Consider the following 15744-nt stretch of genomic DNA (forward strand, 5'->3'; position numbering starts at 1 on the left):
GCTTAACCCTCCAGGCTCTTATGGGTTTTTAAGCGGGCTATGGTAAAAAACGCCAAGCCAATTAGCGCCATGGCACCCATGTCTTTAAAAAATAGTGGCCAGAGGTCCCCTACCAAAAACACCGTTTGCAACGATTCGATAAAGTAGCGAGCGGCAATAATGTGGGTCAGCCAGCGGATAGGGGCAGGCATCGAATCAATTTCAAAGATAAAACCCGACAATAAAAAGGCCGGTAAAAAGCCGGTGAAAAGTGCCATCTGCGCGGCAATAAATTGGTTTTTTGCCAACGCTGAAATCACCAAACCCTGGCCCAAGGCGGGGATCAAAAATACCGCTGACAAAACCAAAAGGCTTAGCCAGCTCCCGGCCAGGGGCACCTTAAACACGGTTATGGCCAGTAGTGCCGCCCCCGCCGTTGCCAGTAAACCCAAAAGGAAGTAGGGCAGCAGCTTACCCAGCAAAATCTCTACCACCGTTGCCGGGGTAGCCAGCAGGGCTTCCATGGTGCCTCTTTCCCATTCCCTTGCCAGTACCAGCGCGGTTAATAGGGTGCCAATCATGGTCATGATAATGGCAATGGCTCCTGGTACCAGAAAGCGGCGGCTTTCTAGCTCTGGGTTATACCAAATGCGGGGTGTCAGTTCGGTACTGGGGCTCACCCCTAGCCACTGGCTAACCACCCCTTGGGCGTAAATGGCGACAAAGTTAGCGGTATTGGGCTGACTGCCGTCGGTGATCACTTGCAGATAAGGTGGCCGAGCTAAGGCCAGCCTTTTATCAAAGTCAGCGGGGATCACCACATAACCACGAATGTGCCCGGCGCTTAGCTGTTGCTGGGCGGTTTGGCGTTGCCGTTCGGGGTGTACCCGAAAATAGCGGCTGGCGGCAAAGGCGCCAGCAAGATGCTGGGCCTTGGCACTGTCTGACTGTGCCACTACGCCAATATTGATGTCGCGAATATCCAATGACACCGCATAAGCAAACAAAAACAGCAAAATCACCGGCAGCACGAAGGCAATTAAAATGGCGGCCGGGTCGCGAACCACTTGCAAACTTTCCTTTTTAATTAGCGCGCCCAGACGGCGAAGGCTGATCATGGCTGCTCTGCCGCGTTAATAAGCTTAATAAAAGCCGCTTCCATACTGTCGCTTGCCGCTTTGGCTTTAAGGTTATCTGGGCTGTCCAGAGCAATGATGTTGCCCTTATACATCAGCGCCACCGTATCGCAGTATTCGGCCTCGTCCATAAAGTGCGTGGTAACCAGCACCGTGACCCCTTTTCGCACCAAGCCATTAATGTGGTTCCAAAATTCGCGGCGAGTTAAGGGGTCAACGCCAGAGGTGGGTTCATCTAAAAACAAAATAGGTGGCCGGTGCATCAAGGCGCAGGCCAGGGCAAGGCGCTGTTTAAATCCCAGTGACAGCATGTCGGGAGCGTCGTTGAGAAAAGGGGCCAGGCCAAAGCTTGCCACCATGCTGGTGATGCGCTGGCGTTTTTGCTTGCCCTTTAGCCCGTAAACGCCGGCACTAAAGCGCAGGTTCTGCGCCACTGACAACAGCCCATAAAGCGAGAATTTTTGCGCCATGTAGCCGAGCTTGGCTTTGGCTTTACTGGGGGCAGAGGCCAGACTCATTCCCATGACTTCCGCTTCGCCAGTTGATGGCTTTAACAGCCCACAAAGCATTTTGAAGGTGGTGGACTTACCGGCCCCGTTGGGGCCAAGCAGACCAAAAATTTGCCCTTGCTGTACGGTGAAATTGGCGTTGTTGGTGGCAACGAAATCGCCAAAGCGGCGGCTAAGATGGTGGCATTTCACCACCGCCGTATCCTGCCGGGCAATGGGCTCCATGGTGTCAGCCAGGGCTGAGTGACCACCAGGGCCACCCCCTAACAGGTCGATAAATGCGTCTTCAAAGCGCGGTGCAACCGCGGATACCTCGCCGCCTAGCTCGGTAAGGGCGCTGGCGTTTTGGCCTGCGCTTAGTACCAGCCGCAGGGCATCGCCTTCTATCACTCCATCTCGCACCGCCGGCAAATCAAGAGCTTTGGCCAGCAGTTGCCGTTTGTTAATGGCGGGATTTAGCAAGCGAAAACAGCGGCCTTTGAGTCGGTCGGTTAGATGCTGTGGTGGCCCTTGGTAGGCAATTTCGCCGCTGTTTAGCAGTAGCACTTCTTCACAGCGCGCCGCTTCATCTAAATAGGCGGTCGCCCAGAGTACCGCCATGCCTTGGTCGGTTAAGGCGTTTACCATGCGCCAAAGATCCTGGCGACTAACCGGATCGACCCCCACTCCGGGCTCGTCCAGCAGCAGCACGTCGGGTTTGCCCATTAAGGCGCAGGCAAGACCTAGCTTTTGTTTCATGCCACCGGACAACTTACCTGCCAAGCGGCCGGTAAAAGTGGCCAATTTGGTGAAGGTGAGAAGCTCGTCAATGGCACTTTGCCGGCGGGCCAGCGGCAGGGATTTAAGGTCGGCATAGAGGTTGAGATTTTCTATAACTGACAAGTCTTCGTAAAGGCCAAAACGCTGCGGCATGTAACCGACTTTACCGGTTAATGCCGGGCTCTTATCCGGTATCAAGCCTGCTACCTCAAGGGTGCCCGCATCGGGGTGTAATAGACCTGCCATCAACCGAATTAGTGTGGTTTTACCGGCCCCGTCTGGCCCGGCAAGGCCGGTGAGCATGCCGGGCTTAATGTTGGCACTAATGCTTTTTAAGGCTTGGGTGCTGCCAAAGGCCTTTTGCAACCGTTCAAAGCAAATCGCGCTCATGTCAGTGGTCCAACGTAATGGTCACCGGCATGCCTTGTTGCAGGCTGTTGTCGCCTTGGGTAACCACAATACGCAGCCGGTAAACCAAGTCGGTACGTAGATCCTCGGTTTGCACCGATTTTGGGGTGAATTCTGCCTTGGCTGATACAAAGCCCACCTGGCCTTGGTAGGTTTTAGTGGAACTGTCGGTACTGATGGTGACCGGGGTGCCTGGTGGCACCTTGCCAAGGTTTACTTCCGACACGTAAGCGCGAATGTATACCGGGTTACGCAGCGCTAAGTTATAAACCGGGCTAGCGCTGGTCACCATGGCACCAGGTTCGACAATGCGGCTAAGTACCACGGCCGCAGAAGGGGCAATGAGTTTAGTGTCGTCCAAGGCCGTTTGCGCCTGGGCAACACTGGCATTGGCTGCCGCGAGCGCTGCTTTGGCCGCTTCAATGTCTTCTACCCTGGCGCCTTCTTCTAACAACGATAAATTGGCTTTGGCTGAGTTGCGGTTGGCCAACGCCTCAACATAGGCATAACGGGCACTGTCGAGACTTTGCTGACTGGTGGCGCCGGTTTTTGCCAGGCCTTGCTGGCGGTTAAATTCACGCTTGCGATCGCCCAGCACTGCTTGGGTTTGATTAAGAGTCGCTTGGGCTTGGTCAATCTGTTGACGGCGGTTACCGGCTTCGAGCTTGTCGAGGTTAGCCTTGGCCTGCAGTGCTTTGGCTTTTGCGGCTGCCAGGGCATCTTGGAAGGGTTGGTTGTCTAAGGTGGCGACTTGCTGCCCGGCTTGTACGCTGTCGCCTTCTTGCAGTGCCATGCTGGCCAGGCGGCCGCTTTGGCGAAAGGCCAGGGAAAGCTCGCGAATGTCGACATTGCCGTACAAGGTAAGTGGGCCTTTGTCTTGCTGGCTGTAACGATAACCGCCATAACCGGCAGCCGCGAGTATCACCAAGACCAACAGTGCGATAAGCGGCTTTTTCATCACCTATCTCCTTGGACAAGCCTTAACAGGTTTTGATGCAACATGGTTTTGATGCCTTCCACGTCAGGTGTTTGTTGCCAATTGAGGTAGCGAAATGCTGCGGCGCGAGCAAAACGCCACACCAGAATTTGGCCCAATAATGTCATTGCTAACATGCCCTGTTGTGCGGTGCTTAGCTCGGGGCGTAGTTGGCCCAATACCCGGCTTAACACCTGCAATATGGGTTCCATCAACTGCTGATAGAGCTGGTTAAAAGCGGCGCTTGGGGCTTGCTGCTCACGCACAATCAGTTGTGCCCAGTATTCGGTTTCGCCGCTTAGCAGCAGGCTCAGCATTCGGTCGATGATCTGCTCTAAAAACGGCAGGTAGCGCCTTTGGCGCTCCGCTGGCGTGAGGTTGGTTGAGGCGTTGCTAAGGGCTTGGTCGATGGCCGCCCTAAGTGGGTCAAGGTTCTTGGCAATGGTGGTGCCAATGCTTTGAAATACCGCTTGGTAAAGGCCCTCTTTATTGCCGAAGTGATAGCCGATCAGTGCTTGGTTAACGCCGGCTTCGTTGGCGATGGTACGGGTACTGACGCCGTGAAAGCCATCTTCAGCGAACACACGGGTAGCGGTTTGAATGAGCGCGTCGCGGGTGATATCGCCGCGGTTACTGTCGGCCATAAGTTAGTTAATCGAATGACTAATTTGATCAAACTATAGACAGCAAAAAGCCCCGATGCAACCAGTGCACCGGGGAAGGACCAGCTACCACACTGGCGTTCAGGATTTTCGGGAAAAGGTCATGCTGGCCAATACTCCGTCGCGGCGAATAAGGCCATGGAACAGGGCGGCGCCTAAATGGCCAAGCACCAACAGCAGCAGGCAATAAGCCAGTTCGGTGTGCAAGGGCCGTAGCAGGGCATAAAGGCTGTCGGATTTATCCACCAAGTCAGGCAAGGCAATACCGCCACCCAAGCTGACCGGGTAGCCGCCAGCGCTTAGCATCAGCCAGCCGATAAGCGGCATGGCAATCATTAAGGCGTAAAGCAATACCTGCGAGCCTTTAGCCACCAGCGCCATAAAGTACGGTAGGTCGGCCGGCAGCGGCGGGGTTTTGCTGGTCAGCCGTACCACCAAGCGCAGTATGGCCAGCACCAAAATAGCAATGCCTAAGGGTTTGTGCAGTGCATAAAGCCAGGTGTGGCGGGTGGATACGGTGGCCACCATACCGGCGCCGACAAAAAGCATGGTGAAAATGGCGGCCGCCATCAGCCAGTGCAGGACGCGAATAATGCCGGGAAAGGTGTGGGTCATGATTGCTTCTCCATCTTGGCGCGTTCACCGAGGCGGCGAGTAAAATCGTTGGAGTAAACGGCCGAGCGAGCCGGCAGTAGTGGGTCGTCAGACGGCGCCATCCCCGACGGCAGTATGGTGGGGTCAAAATTTAAGTCGCCACAAGCGCCGGTATCTTGTGATTGGCTGCGGGTGAGCACCAGGGTGCCCACATCAATATGCTGGCGAGCAGCGGGCCAGGCCTTGGTGGCATCCAGTACCGGGTCGCCTGGGTTGGCAACCTGCACTTGCAGTTGCCATTTCACCGGCCCTTGCTCCAGGCGCTTGGCAATATCGTTAAAGAGAAAATCATTGCCTGCGTCTGCGGGCTGTGGAGCGAAAGCGGTTTGCGGCAAAAAGCGCCAGCGCACAAAATGGCTTTGGCCTTTATTGTTGGTAAACACAAAGCTGTCGAGGCTGTTAAAGGGCGTGCTGGCAAAGCTGTCAGAACGTTTGTGCTCTTTGGCCCATTTTAAAAAAGGCGCTGTTTCCGGGTGCGCCTTAAAAAAGGCGGCAATTTTGGCGCCGTCCGGTTTGCCGGTGGCCGGATCGGGAGCCTTGTCTTTTAACAGTGTGAAGAAAGCTTGCGGGGTAGCGACTAAAAATACCGGCGACGACAACATGGCCATTCGCCACTGCTGGCCCAGCCCCGCATTAATGCGCAGACCAAGGGCCCTGGGCGCGGCCTTGGCATCGTCACCGTGCGGGTTACCGCCCGGCAGCGAAAAACGGCCGGTTACCGGGTATTGGCCTGGGCTAAATAGGGGTGCACTGGAAAGCCGCTCGCCGTTGCCATTACTGACAAAATAGCCGCTTACACAAAGCCCTTTGGTATGGTTACGCCGCATACCTGGGTGGACACCACCATCGGTTTCTAACTGATTGACGAATTTTCCCGGCGTTAAACGCTGTGGCGCCAACCAGCCTGCCACATAGGCAAAGACCAGGGCGGGAATAGCAACAGCTAGGGCGATAATGGCCCAGCGCTGCCAGGTGGAGCTGAAGTTCATGGCAGGTCCTGATAATGGGTTTCATGCCAATAACGCTTGGGGCTTTTTTTTATTCCAATGGCGGAATAAAAAAATCACCCAAACGTTCTATACACACTGATTTCTTGTAGCTGGCCGCCATGAACGACATCGATCAATTACTTACCGCGCAGCTCCCCGGCTTAAGGCGCTTTGCGCTGTCACTGAGCAAGAGCCCTTTTGATGCTGACGATCTGGTACAGACGACGGTAGAAAAGGCCATTGCCGGTTGGGACAAAAAGCATAACGACGGCGAGCTACGTTCCTGGCTGTTTGCTATTTTGTATCGCCACTTTATCGACGGTCAGCGCCGCCAGAGCCGTTTTGGTAAGTTACTGCAGCTCTTTAGTAGTGAAGAGCCACAAAGTGCTTCTTTAGAGCAGCATTTGGACCAGCACCACAGCCTGGCGCTGTTTGCCCAATTGCCCGAGGCGCAGCGCAGCATCTTGCTATTGGTATCGGTTGAAGGCATGAGTTATCAGCAGGTTAGCGAAACGCTGGCGGTGCCCATTGGCACCGTGATGTCGCGGCTTTCCCGGGCTCGCCAAGCGTATAGATCACTGCTGGAAGATAAACCGGTATCAATGGATACCACCTTGAGGGTCGTAAAATGAAGCCAACAGAGCAGCAACTTCACGCGTTCATTGATGGCGAGCTGGATCCGCAGCAACGGCCTTGGGTGCAAGCCTATTTAGCCACCCATCCCGAAGAGCAAGCGCGGCTGGCTGCCTTTAAAAACGATGCCAGTGAGCTTCGTAGTGCCTTCGATGCCACCGCCAGTGCCTTACCCAAAGGGCCGGATGTGGCCGCCATTCGCCGCCAGCGGCGGCAAAATAACCGGCGCCGCTTTGCCACTGCCGCCGCTTTGGTGTTGGCGTTGGGGGCCGGGTGGTTGGCCGGCAGCCAGTATCAGGACCGCCGCTATCAAGCCATGGTGCCGCCGATGAATGATGCGGTAGAGGCGTACCGGTTGTTCAGTAACACCCCTGACCAGAATGTCAGCCAAAGTGAGCTTGATGGCTGGTTTGACGAGCATTTTAAAGGGGCCAGTTTGCCGCCGCAGCTGGCCGACTACGGCCTTAAACGGGTGGCGGCCAAACTCATGGCTACCGCCGAAGGGCCGGCAGCCATGGTGCTGTATCGCAACGGCAAGGGCCAGACATTGTTGTACTTCATTCGCCCGCCTGGGCCCAACCACCACATGCTGCCCGATGGCCAGCGCCAAGACGGCAGCCTGTTGGCCCGCTATTGGTCCGACAAGGCGTTTAATTACGCGCTAGTGAGCCTGCACGACAATCCCTTGGTGCCCAAGTCGCCCTTTGGCGGGGTGTAAATCTGGCGCGCCGCCGGGGGGCGCTAGGTCGCCATTTTCCTGGCGTAGCTTCGGCATTCGGCAATGCAGCTTAAAATGCGTGGGTCGCGTTCGCGGCTAGCCAAGCAAACCATGGATATTTGCTGGGTGACCCGGCAGTCGGGGGCCAGGGGAATGAGGCGAATTTTGTTTTCAAATACCGCTTCTACCCGTCGTGGTAGTAGTGCCAGGCCCACACCGGCGCTGACCATGCTAATGAGCGAAAAAATATCCGAAACCTGCATCACCACGTTTGGCGTCATGCCGGCTTTATTAAAAGCGCGGAAGCTGTCATCGGTGGTGGCAAAGCCCTTGGCCAGGGTGACAAAGGTTGCGTCGTTGAGGTTATCGAGGTTGGTTTGCACCAGCTTTTGCAGCGGCGAGTCGGGCGGCACCGCCAGGCAGATGTCGTCTTGGTAGAGTGGCAGGGTAATAAAGTCGGGCTCTTCAAAACCGGGCTCCAAGGCCACCAGAATCACGTCCAGCTCCAGGGCCTTGAGCTTATTAAAAAGCTGGGTGTTGGAATTTAAGGTCAGCTCGATATTCAGCTCGCCCTTGCGAAGCTTAAGCCCGGCAATGAGCTGCGGCACCGTGCCTAGGGTCAGCGAATAAAGGGCGCCCAGTTTGAACTGGTTGGAATAAACCCCGGCGGTTTCGCGCACCGCTTTTATGGTGTCATCCAAAGCTGCCACCAGCTGCTGGCCTTGTTCAGCCAACACCTGGGCACTGGGCAGTGGCACCAGCAGCCTGCCTTCTTGGCGAAACAGCGGGCACTTTAAGGCTTCTTCCAGGGAGTGAATGGCTCTGTGCACACTCACCCCGCTTAACCCCAGTTGCTCGGCCGCTTCTGCCAAGGTGCCGGTGCGCATAAAGGTCAGGAAAATATCGAGCTTTTTAAGGGTGATGCCGTCGTCCACGTTGCTCCCAACAGTCAAAAGGCCGGTTAGCCGGCCCTTTGACTATGTGTGGCGCAGAAAATACGCGCAATGGGACTTTAGTGGTGGCCGGTGATGGCCAGCATTGCCATAAACAGCAGCGACGGCCCCAGCAAACAACCGGCAGCGGTATAAAAGGCGGCAGTTAAGCAGCCGTAGGGCACCAATTTCGGGTCGGTAGCAGCAAGGCCCGCGGCCACGCCGCTGGAAGTACCCATTAAGCCGCCAAACAGCACGGCGGTGCGCGGGTTGTTAAGGCCGATGTATTTGGCCACAAAGGGGGTGGACACCATCACCAGAATAGATTTCACCAAACCGGCGGCAATCGACAGCGCCATGACCTCTGAACTGGCACCAATAGCGGCGCCGGTGACCGGGCCCACAATGTAGGTTACAGCGCCCGCGCCGATGGTGGTCAGACTAACTGCATCGGTGTAGCCAAAGGCCATCGCCACCGCTACCCCCGCGACAAAGGAGGACAACACGCCTAGCAGCAGCGCCACTACCCCGGAGATCCCCGCCTTTTTAAGCTCCTGCACATTCACCCCGAAGCCGGTAGCAACAATGGCAAAGTCTCTGAGCATGGTGCCACCGACAATGCCGATGCCGCTCAGCAGTGGCAGGTCTACCAAACCGTGCTTACCGCCGCTAATCACGCCACCGACATAGGCCAGTACCAAACCGCAAAGAATGGCAATGGCGCTACCGTGGATGCGGCCCGAGGTCAGCTTGGCCGACAGCCAATACGACAGCCACATCACCAAACCGATAACGGCAAAGCCCACCACCATGCTGTAGGTGTTAGACACCTTTTCTAAGGCTTCAAACATGGCTGCGCTCCTTGGTTTGGCTCACGGTTGTTTCTGATTGCGCGTGCTTTTCCCGCCCCCAACGGTCCAGCACCGGCACCAAGGCAAAGCCGATAACCACTGCCGCCACTCCGGCGGTAATGGCCATAGGGCCACCGGTGAGTGCGCCATAGACGTTTTGCTTGGCCGCCATGGCCACCACCACCGGGATATAAATGGCACTGAAGAACTCAATGCCCTGTTCGCTTTTAATATCTAAAACCCCACGTTTTTGCAGGGCACTGCCCACCAGCACCAGCAAAATCATGGCAATACCCACGCCGCCGACATTGGCGGGGATGCCGATGAGAGTGCCAAGGATCTGGCCGATGGCGACACCCAGCAGGGTGCATACCGCCAGTAAAGTCACGCCGTAGATGATCATGGTGTTTCTCCGCTGTCTTCATTGTTATGTGCCGAAGCGTACTGCGGTCTCACTTCGGTGTTGTTGCCTTCAGCCGCTGCATAAAAGCCGAAGGCTATCGAGCCGGGTATGGTTTGCCCCGACACAGTGCCCCTGCGGCAATACCCGCCGGAATAAACCGGTCAGGGTGCCACTGGGAGGCAGTTCGATGGCGGCGCTAACGCCGCGCTCGGCCAGCAGGCGGCTGGCATCAAGCCAGTGCACCTGCCGGGCCATGTTCATGGCTAAATCGTCTTTAATGGCGCTAACGTCGCGCAGTACCCGGGCCTTGCTGGCACTGACATAAGCGATAGCTGGAGCGGCCATCTCGATGCTGGCAAAGGCTGTTTGCAGAACTTGTGCCTGCTCGGTTAGTAATGGGCAGTGCGACGGCACCGTCACCGCCAAAGCCTGGCAATGGCCGCCAGCGCTGTTGATAACGACTTTGAGTGTTTCCAGCTCTTGCCAGGCACCCGATAGCACCGACTGGTTGTCGGCATTGATGTTGGCCAAATAGACTTGGCGAGCAGCACTTTGCGCCAGAAGCTGCTGCAACTGATAAGGGTCCAGCCCCAGCACCGCCATCATGCCAAAGCCGCTGGCAAAGGCGCTTTGCATCAGCTCGCCACGCAGGGCCACCAGGGCGAGGGCGTCTTTAAAGGTCAGGCTGTTGGCGATCACGGCCGCCGGGTAGGCGCCAATGGACAGCCCCAGCACATAGTTGGGCCTTACGCCTTCGGCCAGTAAGTAGCGGCCAAAGGCCACGGCGCAAATCAGCAGTGCCAACTGCACATTGCGGCTATGGGCCAGGGCTTGCTCGCTATCTAAATCGTTAAGGGCTATGCCCAGTTCTTGTTCTGCTTCGGCGGCGGTATCGCTAAAGGCGCGGTGTTTCGGCCAATTGGCCAGCATGCCGGGGCGCTGGGCACCTTGGCCGGGGAAGGTAAATACCGCGCTCATGCCAACTGCTCCTGCCAAGGCTCAAGGGTTAATAGCGGCCCTTGGTTGGTTTTAAGCAGCACTTTATGCCGGCTGTTGGCCCAGTCGGCCAGGGCAACGGCGCCGCCCGGCAAAGCCAGTTGCACATCAAGGCGGCAAGGGCCCAGATTGAGCGATTGCCAGAGCTGCCGGGCGCTATTGCGAGCTAAGGTCTCGGGGCAATAGAGCAGTAAATCCAGGTCAGAGGTATCGGTGAGCTGCGAAAGCCCGGTTGCCAGTTCGTACCCCAGGCTACCGGTAATGCCCCAGCGAAAGGGCGCCAATATCGGCGCTAGCCGCTCTAGGGTAACGAGCACCGGGTGCTGGCCGCGAAGGGCATGGCAAAGCCAACCCTGGCTGTTGGCAATAGCAAAGGGGGTAACACCGCGCATTACTGCGGTTTTCGCTAGCAGCGCCGCTTGGCGCTGGCCTTTATTGGCGCCGCGGATACCTACCGGTATCAAGCCCGGTTCGCAGGTGGCGCGGCGCACCACTACCGGCCCTTGGCAAAGCTGCGCCCAATCGCCAAGCGCCTCGCCAGGTAGCGCTTTTAGGCTCCGAGGCTTAGCCCATAGCAAATCGTGCGGCTGCCAATTCATGCCGGTTGCTGCCATTGCTGGCGCAGCAGCTCGCGCACTTTTTTAGAGGCCTGGCGGTTTTCACCCTCTAAGCGGTGGCTAAGGCCAGTATTGCTCAGAGCCTGGTGCTGGGCTGCGATCAGGGCGCTGGCAACCTTATCAATATCCGCCTTGGTTGGTGCATCGGCGCTGGTTACCGAAAGCCGGGCGGTTAATAGCCCTAACGAGGCGTAACTTTTTAGGTCATAGGCCATGGGGGCGATGTTGGCGGCGAGCCGGTCTAGGTCATCCTCGCTGCGTTGGGTCACTCTGGCGGCAGCAGCTTTACCCATGGCGTGCACCATGACCTTGGCGTCATCCAGCGCCAAGATGGCGTTGGCCTGATAACCATGGGCTAAAAATGCCCCTGACATGGCTTTGCCCACTAACAGTGCCAGTACCGGCTGCCCGCCCTGGCGGGCTTTGGCATAGGCGGCGGCAGCGGCGGCCAAGGCCTGGTGAATACCCAGCGCTTCTTCGCGGCGGCCATAGGCTTGGCTTGGTACATCGACAACCGCCACCAAGGTGCGTTCGCGGCCTGCTTCGCTGACCACCTTGGCAAGAGCCCAGCCTTCCAACAAACCCACTTCGCCGCCACGGGCGCGAGGAAAGATATTGTTGGGATCGGGACGCACTAAAATAACCCGGCAGGGGCGGCCTGCCAGCTCGCCGTCGGCATAAACAACCGACGGCACCGGGCCCTGTTGCGGCTGCATTTGTTCGGTTAGGGCGTTAAACCAGCGTTGACCTCGGTTCATAACTGCACTCCTTTTAACCATGCTCTGGCACTGGCTGCGTCCAGCTGCGGCGCGCTATCCATTGTGTTAAGGGCGCTAAGAAAAGCGTCATAGGCGTCGCTGCGGTGCTGCGCGGGCAGCCCTTTTTTCAGGTATTGGCGAAGGGTTTGGCTGACGCTTTCGCTGTCTTCGGCGCAGCAGGCATCAACAAAGCCACCGGCTTGGCGCTGTTCGCCGCCGCTCAGGCTCCAGATAAAAGGCCGATCGGAGGCGTTATATTCGCCAATACCGGCTTCTTGCTCGATAACCAAGGGGCCGTTAAGGCCAAGGCGCCCTTCACGGGTCATGATGAGGTAGCTGCAAAGCCCGGCCGCAATGGACATGCCGCCAAAGCAGCCCACCGGCCCTGTGATAATGCCAATAACCGGCTGGTAGGCACGCAGGGCGACAATGGCGGATTGAATTTCACTAATGGCCGCCAGGCCCAAATTGGCCTCTTGTAGCCTGACGCCACCGGTTTCCAGCACCAGCACGGCGCCAGTGGCAATGCCGTTTTGGTTGTCTTCTAACGCCATTTCTAGCGCGCCAGCGATTTTCGCGCCGGCCACTTCCCCTAAACTGCCGCCTTGAAAGCCGCCTTCAATGGCGGCAACCACGGCGCTTTGGCCATCGATACTGCCTTTAGCTATCACCACGCCGTCGTCAAATTGCGGCACTATGCCTTGGCGTTCAAGCCAAGGCGAGGTGACCCGGTCAAACGGCCCTAACAGTTCGCGAAAGCTGCCTTTATCGAGCAGTAACGTGGCGCGCTGGCGGGCGCTGGCATCGGCAAAGTTATGCGCCATGGGTTGCCTCCTCTTTGGCCTGTGCAAGGGCTTGTTCAATGCGCAAGCGAATAACCCCAGGGGTGGCAGCAAAATCATGAATATCCATGCGCATCGCCGGCAGGGTTTGGCTGGCGGCAATGGCGGCGACGATGTGTTGCCAGCGCCGGCGGTTTGCACAGTTACTGGTGATTAGCAGTTGTGCCTGATTGGCATTGTTCGGCTCAATCATCACTTCTAAATCGCCAGAGGCGACGCAGCCCACCAAGGCGCGGCCCAGCGGTTGCGGTTTGGCATCGACAGTTAATTCGAAGGTTTCCATTACCCCTCCTGTTCTGGGCAAAGGGCGTCGGTGAGTAGGGTGGCGGCCAGCAGATCGGCAGCGCCCCCGGCCGAGGCGTTTAAGGCTAAAAGGCGGTTATCAAGGTGTGTTAAGGCGCGGCGGCCAGCAAAGGTGCCAGCGCCGCCAGCGTCCAGTACCGCCAAGGCTCCTTGCTGCATGGCGTTTTGGCCCTTGATGCCAGCACGGTACAACACGCAGGTGTCGGTGAGGGCACTCATGATCGCCAGCAGGCTATTGAGACGGGCGTAGGCTTCAATGTCGCCGCGCTGGCGGCTTTGCCTCAGTACCGGCAGGCCTTGGTTATGTATTTGCGGAAAACCGGCCTGGGCCTGCGCCTTAGCGCCACTAATACCAAACCGGGCCACCGCTTGTTCGCCATGACTGGCAGGCCGGGCTGGCATAAAGGGGTCTTCTAACCGGGCCAGGTTGGCGGCCGAGGCCAGTAAGGCCTTAGGGGTGTCGCCTTCGGCTGCCAGCAACAAACCCAAGGCCCAAATCGCGCCGCGGTGGGTGTTAATGCCGCCGGTTTCGGCCAGCATCTCCGCTTCTGCTTCGCGGCCCAACAGGCCCAAGGCTGCCCGAAAATCACTGTTCCGGGGGCCGGTTAAGGCTGCCATTTTGGTAAACCAGGGCTCAAGAGTGCGGGCCGAGCGCTGCATCAGGGCGATGTTCATGTCGCCGTGGGCACCGCTTGAGCGCCGGTCCACCAGCGCCGGTTTAGGGGTGAGTTCGGCTTCGGCTTCCAGGGCCCAGCGCGCCAGATAGGCTTTATGCTGCGCGCCGCTAATAGCGAGGGCTTTCATTACCAGCTCCTGAATTTGGCCGGTGGCTGATAAAGGCCGCCAGACCAGCTTTGCAGCTCACTGATGCTTTTGGCGGCCAGCTGGTCACGGCTGGCATCGGCAGGGTTAATACCCAAATCTTCCGGGTAGGCAACCAGGCCTTCGCGCCTAAGCCTTGCGGTCTCAACCGGGTCTCTTGCCAAGCCAATGGGGGTAATGCCTGCCACCGCCGCCACCATGGCCCGCCGCTCCTCTGGGGATTTGGCCAGGTAAAGGTAGGCAATGCCTTCCTCGGTGAGCACATGGGTAACGTCGCTGGCGTAAATCATTACCGGTGCCAGTGGCATTTGATAATCGCTGGCCATGGCCACGGCATCCAGCTCGGCCACGAGCGTGGCCTTATTGGCGTCCTGGAAGGTTTCCACCATCTGCACCACCAGCTTTTTACCTTTGGTCAGCGGGTGCTGGTCGGGGCGCATATCCAGCCAGGCTGGGGTGGCATGGCGGCGGCCGCCTGGGTCATGGCCCATATTGGGGGCGCCGCCAAAGCCGGCTACCCGGCCACGGGTAACGGTGGACGAGTTACCGTCGCCATCCACCTGCAATGTTGCGCCGATAAACATGTCGACTGCGTATTGGCCCGCCAGTTGGCAAAAGGCACGGTTGGAACGCAAGGAACCATCGCGGCCGGTAAAAAACACATCGGGGCGGGCGGCAACGTAATCTTCCATCCCCAGTTCGGTGCCAAAGCAGTGCACGCTTTCCACCCAGCCACTTTCAATGGCGGGAATCAGGGTAGGGTGGGGGTTTAGGGTCCAGTTGCGGCAAATTTTGCCCTTAAGGCCCAGCTGTTCACCATAGGTCGGTAGTAACAGTTCAATGGCGGCGGTGTTAAAGCCAATGCCGTGGTTTAACGATTGCACCTGGTGGCGAGCATAGATGCCTTTGATGGCCATCATCGCCATCAGTACATGGACGTCGGTAATCAGCCGTGGGTCACGGGTAAAGAGCGGTTCGATATAAAAGGGCTTGTCGGCCAGCACGATTAAATCGACCCAGTCGGCAGGAATATCTACCCGCGGCAGCTCGCTAACATCATCAACAATTTCATTAACCTGGAAGATAACGATGCCGTCTTTAAAGGCCGCCGCTTCCACCAGGGCGGGGGTGTCTTCGGTGGAAGGCCCGGTGTAAATATTGCCTTGGCGGTCCGCCTTAAAACCGGCCAGCAGCGCCACCTTGGGAATAAGGTCCACATAAAGGCGGGCATAGAGTTCGATGTAGGTGTGGATGGCGCCCACTTCCAAGAGGCCATCTTCCATCAGCTGGCCAATGCGCAGGCTTTGCGGCCCGGAAAAGGAAAAGTCGAGTTTGCGGGCCACGCCTTTTTCAAACAGATCCAAATGCTCGGGACGGCCGACGCTTGGCATCACCATGTGCAGGTCGTGGACTTTGCTGCTGTCCACCTGGCCTAAGGAGCGGGACAGAAAGTCGGCTTGCTTTTGGTTGTTGCCTTCCAGTACCACCTTGTCGCCGGGTTCAAGCAACAGCTCCAAGGCGTCAACAATCTGCTCGGTGGCAATCACTTTGCCTTGGCTAAAGTGGTTAACCTGGCTTAGGCGCCGGGCTTTTTCCTGGCGGTGGCTGCACCAATTTCGCTGCGTATTGGCCTGCATTGGCATTCCTCGTCATTTCGTTTACGTCAACGTTATGTCGAGGTTGGCAGGCTATCAATGAACTTTGTTGTCGAACTATTAACTTCAGAGTAATGGTTGGCCGAAGACGCGGGCGCGCTAGCTCAGCTTGGAATCTTGCGCTTGATGTGCAGAGACGTGT

The 15744-nt window shown here is 57.4% G+C and carries 18 protein-coding genes; 2 read left to right on the forward strand and 16 right to left on the reverse strand.

Annotated features, from left to right (window positions below; all coding sequences use genetic code 11):
- Window positions 1-2: 2 nt before the first annotated feature.
- The 6 genes from DW350_RS03715 to DW350_RS03740 all read right to left on the reverse strand — a co-directional run bounded on the left by DW350_RS03715 (window position 3) and on the right by DW350_RS03740 (window position 6072).
- Window positions 3-1097 carry an ABC transporter permease gene (locus DW350_RS03715; protein WP_115717582.1) on the reverse strand — a complete coding sequence of 365 codons (1095 nt, stop codon included), beginning with the start codon at window positions 1095-1097 and terminating at the stop codon, window positions 3-5.
- On the reverse strand, window positions 1094-2773 hold the full coding sequence (locus DW350_RS03720) for an ATP-binding cassette domain-containing protein (protein WP_115717583.1): 1680 nt from the start codon (window positions 2771-2773) through the stop codon (window positions 1094-1096). The genes DW350_RS03715 and DW350_RS03720 overlap by 4 nt, the downstream gene beginning before the upstream one ends.
- 1 nt (window position 2774) lies before the next feature.
- Window positions 2775-3749: a secretion protein HlyD gene (gene hlyD / locus DW350_RS03725; protein ID WP_115717584.1), complete on the reverse strand. Its 975-nt coding sequence runs from the start codon at window positions 3747-3749 to the stop codon at window positions 2775-2777.
- Window positions 3749-4411 (reverse strand): CerR family C-terminal domain-containing protein, encoded by a 663-nt coding sequence (locus DW350_RS03730; RefSeq protein ID WP_115717585.1) that lies wholly within the window; start codon window positions 4409-4411, stop codon window positions 3749-3751. The genes hlyD and DW350_RS03730 overlap by 1 nt, the downstream gene beginning before the upstream one ends.
- Before the next feature lie 99 nt (window positions 4412-4510).
- Window positions 4511-5044 (reverse strand): cytochrome b, encoded by a 534-nt coding sequence (locus DW350_RS03735; RefSeq protein ID WP_115717586.1) that lies wholly within the window; start codon window positions 5042-5044, stop codon window positions 4511-4513.
- Window positions 5041-6072, reverse strand: coding sequence for a catalase family peroxidase (locus DW350_RS03740; protein WP_115717587.1), 1032 nt, complete (start codon window positions 6070-6072; stop codon window positions 5041-5043). Before DW350_RS03740 ends, DW350_RS03735 begins: the two co-directional genes overlap by 4 nt.
- Window positions 6073-6191: 119 nt before the next feature.
- Here DW350_RS03740 and DW350_RS03745 point away from each other — a divergent pair, with 119 nt between their 5' ends.
- Window positions 6192-6704: an RNA polymerase sigma factor gene (locus DW350_RS03745; RefSeq protein WP_115717588.1), complete on the forward strand. Its 513-nt coding sequence runs from the start codon at window positions 6192-6194 to the stop codon at window positions 6702-6704.
- Window positions 6701-7423, forward strand: a complete 723-nt coding sequence (locus DW350_RS03750; protein ID WP_115717589.1) for an anti-sigma factor family protein — start codon at window positions 6701-6703, stop codon at window positions 7421-7423. Before DW350_RS03745 ends, DW350_RS03750 begins: the two co-directional genes overlap by 4 nt.
- A gap of 23 nt (window positions 7424-7446) precedes the next feature.
- Here the strand turns inward: DW350_RS03750 and DW350_RS03755 are convergent, their stop codons facing one another.
- The 10 genes from DW350_RS03755 to mdcA form a co-directional block, all read right to left on the reverse strand.
- Window positions 7447-8358, reverse strand: a complete 912-nt coding sequence (locus tag DW350_RS03755; RefSeq protein ID WP_115717590.1) for a LysR substrate-binding domain-containing protein — start codon at window positions 8356-8358, stop codon at window positions 7447-7449.
- 77 nt (window positions 8359-8435) lie between these two features.
- A complete protein-coding gene (gene madM / locus DW350_RS03760) occupies window positions 8436-9206 on the reverse strand; it encodes a malonate transporter subunit MadM (protein ID WP_115717591.1) in 771 nt (256 codons plus the stop codon).
- Window positions 9199-9609: a malonate transporter subunit MadL gene (gene madL, locus DW350_RS03765; protein ID WP_115717592.1), complete on the reverse strand. Its 411-nt coding sequence runs from the start codon at window positions 9607-9609 to the stop codon at window positions 9199-9201. The genes madM and madL overlap by 8 nt, the downstream gene beginning before the upstream one ends.
- A 69-nt stretch (window positions 9610-9678) precedes the next feature.
- On the reverse strand, window positions 9679-10587 hold the full coding sequence (locus tag DW350_RS03770; protein ID WP_115717593.1) for an ACP S-malonyltransferase: 909 nt from the start codon (window positions 10585-10587) through the stop codon (window positions 9679-9681).
- Window positions 10584-11204: a malonate decarboxylase holo-ACP synthase gene (locus DW350_RS03775; protein ID WP_115717594.1), complete on the reverse strand. Its 621-nt coding sequence runs from the start codon at window positions 11202-11204 to the stop codon at window positions 10584-10586. Before DW350_RS03775 ends, DW350_RS03770 begins: the two co-directional genes overlap by 4 nt.
- Window positions 11201-11980 carry a biotin-independent malonate decarboxylase subunit gamma gene (gene mdcE, locus DW350_RS03780; RefSeq protein WP_115717595.1) on the reverse strand — a complete coding sequence of 260 codons (780 nt, stop codon included), beginning with the start codon at window positions 11978-11980 and terminating at the stop codon, window positions 11201-11203. Before mdcE ends, DW350_RS03775 begins: the two co-directional genes overlap by 4 nt.
- A complete protein-coding gene (locus DW350_RS03785) occupies window positions 11977-12804 on the reverse strand; it encodes a biotin-independent malonate decarboxylase subunit beta (RefSeq protein ID WP_115717596.1) in 828 nt (275 codons plus the stop codon). Before DW350_RS03785 ends, mdcE begins: the two co-directional genes overlap by 4 nt.
- The gene (mdcC, locus tag DW350_RS03790) at window positions 12794-13105 is read right to left on the reverse strand and encodes a malonate decarboxylase acyl carrier protein (protein WP_115717597.1); all 312 of its coding nucleotides are present in this window, start codon (window positions 13103-13105) and stop codon (window positions 12794-12796) included. The genes DW350_RS03785 and mdcC overlap by 11 nt, the downstream gene beginning before the upstream one ends.
- On the reverse strand, window positions 13105-13929 hold the full coding sequence (locus DW350_RS03795; protein WP_115717598.1) for a triphosphoribosyl-dephospho-CoA synthase: 825 nt from the start codon (window positions 13927-13929) through the stop codon (window positions 13105-13107). The genes mdcC and DW350_RS03795 overlap by 1 nt, the downstream gene beginning before the upstream one ends.
- Window positions 13929-15584 carry a malonate decarboxylase subunit alpha gene (gene mdcA / locus DW350_RS03800; protein WP_226911383.1) on the reverse strand — a complete coding sequence of 552 codons (1656 nt, stop codon included), beginning with the start codon at window positions 15582-15584 and terminating at the stop codon, window positions 13929-13931. Before mdcA ends, DW350_RS03795 begins: the two co-directional genes overlap by 1 nt.
- Window positions 15585-15744 lie beyond the last annotated feature (160 nt).

The sequence above is a fragment of the Gallaecimonas mangrovi genome (assembly GCF_003367375.1).
Classification (GTDB): domain Bacteria; phylum Pseudomonadota; class Gammaproteobacteria; order Enterobacterales; family Gallaecimonadaceae; genus Gallaecimonas; species Gallaecimonas mangrovi.